This window comes from Acidobacteriota bacterium (assembly GCA_003225175.1).
Taxonomy (GTDB): Bacteria; Acidobacteriota; Terriglobia; order Terriglobales; family Acidobacteriaceae; genus Gp1-AA112.
In genome coordinates this window covers 1-4,215 of sequence record QIBA01000121.1, presented here as the reverse complement: position 1 = coordinate 4,215, position 4,215 = coordinate 1, and the positions used below count along the sequence as shown (strand labels likewise).

At 56.1% G+C, this 4,215-nt stretch carries 7 protein-coding genes; 2 read left to right on the top strand and 5 right to left on the bottom strand.

Features of this window, described 5'->3' with window-relative positions; genetic code table 11:
• Positions 1-76 precede the first annotated feature (76 nt).
• The 5 genes from DMG62_23030 to DMG62_23010 all read right to left on the bottom strand — a co-directional run bounded on the left by DMG62_23030 (position 77) and on the right by DMG62_23010 (position 1,718).
• Complete coding sequence (locus tag DMG62_23030) at positions 77-391, bottom strand: hypothetical protein (protein PYY20587.1); 315 nt, start codon at positions 389-391, stop codon at positions 77-79.
• Positions 392-539: 148 nt separating this feature from the next.
• Complete coding sequence (locus tag DMG62_23025) at positions 540-770, bottom strand: hypothetical protein (GenBank protein PYY20586.1); 231 nt, start codon at positions 768-770, stop codon at positions 540-542.
• Entirely contained in the window at positions 710-979 is a 270-nt protein-coding gene (locus DMG62_23020; protein PYY20585.1) for a hypothetical protein, read from the bottom strand. The genes DMG62_23025 and DMG62_23020 overlap by 61 nt, the downstream gene beginning before the upstream one ends.
• On the bottom strand, positions 976-1,206 hold the full coding sequence (locus DMG62_23015; GenBank protein ID PYY20584.1) for a hypothetical protein: 231 nt from the start codon (positions 1,204-1,206) through the stop codon (positions 976-978). Before DMG62_23015 ends, DMG62_23020 begins: the two co-directional genes overlap by 4 nt.
• Positions 1,203-1,718, bottom strand: a complete 516-nt coding sequence (locus DMG62_23010; protein ID PYY20583.1) for an N-acetyltransferase — start codon at positions 1,716-1,718, stop codon at positions 1,203-1,205. The genes DMG62_23015 and DMG62_23010 overlap by 4 nt, the downstream gene beginning before the upstream one ends.
• Before the next feature lie 194 nt (positions 1,719-1,912).
• Here DMG62_23010 and DMG62_23005 point away from each other — a divergent pair, with 194 nt between their 5' ends.
• Both DMG62_23005 and DMG62_23000 read left to right on the top strand, forming a co-directional pair.
• Entirely contained in the window at positions 1,913-3,358 is a 1,446-nt protein-coding gene (locus DMG62_23005) for a GntR family transcriptional regulator (protein PYY20582.1), read from the top strand.
• Between the two features lie 32 nt (positions 3,359-3,390).
• The coding region (locus DMG62_23000) for a cystathionine gamma-lyase (protein PYY20588.1) at positions 3,391-4,215 on the top strand (825 nt) is incomplete at its 3' end.

Below are 4,215 nucleotides of genomic sequence, written 5' to 3'. Positions count from 1 at the left end.
CGCAGATTTCTTCGAGACGCGAATTGATCGGCGACATGACGTAATGCGCAGTGTTTTGGTCCCAGACATCGGCCATCTACCTGGCGGCGAGCCCGACCGGAAGAATTCCGCCGTTAACGAAACCGAAGTAGCGGCCGCCTGTTCGAGTGACGACAGCAGGCGCGCCGATTTCCTGGAGCTGATCCAGAACCAGAAATGGGTCGCTCGGATTTTCGGGGAGCGGTTCAACCAGGGCATGCATCGCTCGCAGCGATTTTTCGCCGGGAAAAACCCGACGTTCTTCAAGACTGTCGATGTAGTGCCCGGCAAACTGCCGCGCCTTGTCGAGCAACAATGGAAGCTTTTCACGGTCTGCGACTCGACTAAAGGACGTTTGTTCGTTTGCCGTCATATCATCGAGAATAGGCTGACCGGGCCCAGATACAATTCCACGCGCGCGCGAGGGACTCGCCTTTCACGGTCGTTTCTATGGTCCCGGCATTTTTGCGCTGCAAAATACGCAATTCTAGGTAACGCGTCGCAAATCGCCTTCGTCAGGCTTACCTATGATGCGCAATGCGGTCACGGCTCTGAATCACAGGACCGAACTTCGGGAGCGGCTGCGTCGTTTCAATGAACGCAGGAGCGTTCCCTTCCTGTCTGATAGACACGCGGATGACGCCGACCCTCTCTTCGACCCGTAACGCAGTAGTCTGCTCAACACGAGGAATCAGTTCTTCCTTTTCGAGAACAAAGGCGGCGCCGACCGTCGGGTGACCCGCAATTGGCAACTCCGTCGCGGTGTGAAGATCCGAAGGCCGAAATCGTTCTCCTTGTCCTTTGGTGGAAGGACGAAAGTTGTCTCCGACAGATTAAGCTCCCTCGCGATTAACTGCATTGCCGCTTCAGGGACAGCGGCACCATCAGAGAATACAGCGAGCGGGTCTCCCCCGAAGGCGCGATCGGTAAAGACCGCCACAAGGTGGTAGTGAAGCTTCATAAGAGAACTTGCAGATAAAAGTTGGGCCGGTGATCGAACTCCCGTCCAATCTCGCGGAGCTGTTCTACACGAGACAACCCGAGTGATTCATGAAGCGCGATGCTGGCGACTGACTCCGAACAGCAGATCGCTCCGAGCGCGTGATAGCCGATTGGAGCAGTCCGAATAATCAGCTCAGTAACAATCGCCGTTGCATCCGCCTTTGTAGCTGGTCGAGGCGCTGTCATGTGTGCTTGCGGTACTGCATCTCATTCGTGGGCACGAACCCCAGACGCTCATAGAGCTCCCGGCCTTGTCTGGAACTGTGGAGCACTAGTCGGTCGAGCTGCTCGCTTTGCGCCCAGTCAATAACTTGCTGCATCAAAAGCGCACCAAGGCCGTGACGCCGCCACTCAGGTTCTACGTAAACGTTAAGAACAATCGCGTGCGCTCCTTTAGCGATTGTGACGTCACCGGTCTCGTTGTGTAAGGGATGAGGTGCAGCTCGGCGCAATTGAACTCCGGCGCCACCCACGACGATATGGGACGCCTGCTTAGGGCTGGCGAGCCAACCAACGTATTCACCAGCGTCGAGCGCACCTTCAATCCAGGATCGCGAGGCCGCAATCAAACTTTCAACCATCATGGGCGGCACTTCTCCCATGTCTTGGAACATCCGCGCTCGATGTCGTGCTATGAGAAGTGCGTCTTCAGCTCGCCCCTGCCGGATTGTGAATAAGGTGGAAGCAGGACTGGACATTAGCTGCGAGTTACACACCGTCGGCGCTGGACTTGCAATCACTCGTCAACATTAGGACTTTGAACGCTGCTCTTACAGATTCAGTTATGTGAATTTTGATAGGGTACAGAATCCGGCTACGTTACATCTGTACTGGGCTTGATAGTGACGAACTGTACCTGTTTTTTTGGCTTGGGGGGCTCAATCTCTCCGCGATGGTAAAAACTTTGGAGCAGACAGCGCGCGAGCCGCTCTACTCACAAGTCGCTAATAAAATCGGTCAGTTGATTGAAGGTGGAGTGCTGCGGGCCGGAGATCGCATTCCTTCTGTTCGCCGAGCAAGTCGGCAGCACAAAGTCAGCATCACCACAGCGGTTCAGGCGTACCTGGCGTTAGAAAACCGTGGATTGATCGAAGCGCGACCTAAATCTGGGTTCTTTGTCCGGGTTCAACGACACTATGACTTGGGGGAACCAAAGACTTCGCGGCCGAGCAGCGGCGCCGTTCCAACTGAATCACCCACGCTGATCGCGAAGCTCTTGGACGCAACAATGCGACCTGACATCATACAACTGGGCGCCGGCCTTCCGAACGCGCGACTGCTGCCCGTGCAGAAGCTCAATCGCATGCTAGCGGCGGCAGCGCGACGCGCCGGAACCGCTTCGATCGAATACGACATGCCTCCCGGTTGTCTCGCACTCAGGCGCGCGCTCGCGCGCCGTGCTCTGGATTGGGGCGTTAAGATCTTGCCGGAAGAGATCATCACTACGTGCGGGTGCACGGAAGCCATTGTGCTCTGCCTGCGCTCGGTTACGCGAAGCGGGGACACGGTGGCAATTGAGTCGCCTACGTATTTCGGGCTGATCCAGATTATTGAGCAGCTCGGCTTGAGGCCACTTGAAATTCCGACACACCCTCGGACGGGCATGGATCTTGATAGTTTGGAGCGGGCATTACGCGTTCGGCGTGTAACCGCGTGTCTAGTTGTTCCAAACTTTAACAACCCTCTCGGCAGCCTTATGCCTGTGGCGAACAAGGCACGACTCGTCGCGCTGCTGGCGAAGAAGGAAATTCCGCTGATCGAGGACGATCTATACGGCGATCTCTATTTCGATAATGGCGATCGGCCACATGTCGCGAAGGCTTATGACAAGAGAGGGCTGGTGATGCTTTGCGGTTCATTCTCGAAATCGCTCGCACCGGGCTATCGAGTCGGCTGGATGATGCCTGGACGTTACTTTGAAGCCGCACGAAATCTGAAATGTGCGACTATCGGAGCGACGCCCACGCTGCCGCAGCTTGCTCTCGCGGATTACGTCGTCAACGGCGGATATGATCATCATCTAAGGGGGCTTCGACGTGCCCTAAAAAGACAGGTCAATGACATTAGTCGCGCGGTTGCAGAGAGCTTTCCTGAACGCATCAAAATGACTCGACCAGCCGGAGGCCTTGTTCTCTGGGTGGAGTTGCCGCCTCACGTCGACGCCTTACGCCTACACAGTAAGGCGCTGACGGAAAAAATCAGTATTGCTCCCGGACCAATGTTTTCGCCACGGCAGGACTACCGCAATTTCATTCGACTTAGCTGCGGTGAGCCTTGGTCGCCTCAACTGGAGCGAGCCATCGGGGTCCTAGCGTATCTTGTGAAGCAAATGTGTTAACAAACAATTTCTACGAAATAAGGACCAACGACATGAGACCAGCAACGCAGGTTATTCGTGCCGGCTTACAACCTAAGGCGCAAGGTAAGCCATTCTCGCCCGGAGTGACATTCGCAGGCACCTATCACGCGTCGGGAGATATTGCAGAGATCCCTTATACCTACGGTCGGTATCATAACCCGACATGGACCCAATTTGAAAGCGCCCTCGCTGAGTTGGAAGGTGGTACGGCGGTCTCCTTTGCTTCGGGAATGGCGGCAGTGGCAGCAGTCTTCGGTTCCACTTTGAAGCGCGGAGACATTCTAGTCATGCCGTCCGATAGCTACTACACAACTCGGCTGCTCGCGGATGGGTTCTTCTCAAACATCGGAGTGCAGGTCCGCCGTGCTCCTACTGCGGGAGATGGACTAAGCAAGCTTCTCGACGGAGCACGATTACTCTGGCTTGAAACGCCGGCAAATCCAGGCCTCGACGTCTGCGATATCGCTGCTCTTTCAGAAGCCGCGCACAGGCAGAATCTGCTTGTGGCAGTGGATAACACGACTGCGACGGTACTGAGCCAGCGCCCGCTCGAACTCGGCGCCGACTTCTCGGTTGCTTCAGATACGAAAGCTCTCACCGGGCATTCTGACTTGATCTTAGGGCACGTCGCAGTCGCGGATTCGACACATGCCGACAAACTCCTTTCCTGGCGCACTCAGGTGGGTGCCGTGCCGGGGCCGATGGAGGTTTGGTTGGCGCATCGTTCGCTCGCAACTCTGGAAATGCGCTTAGCCAGGCAATCCAGCAACGCCTTGACTGTTGCCGAATTCCTGGCGACGCGTGCGGAAATCCACGGCTTGCGCTGGCCCGGTCTT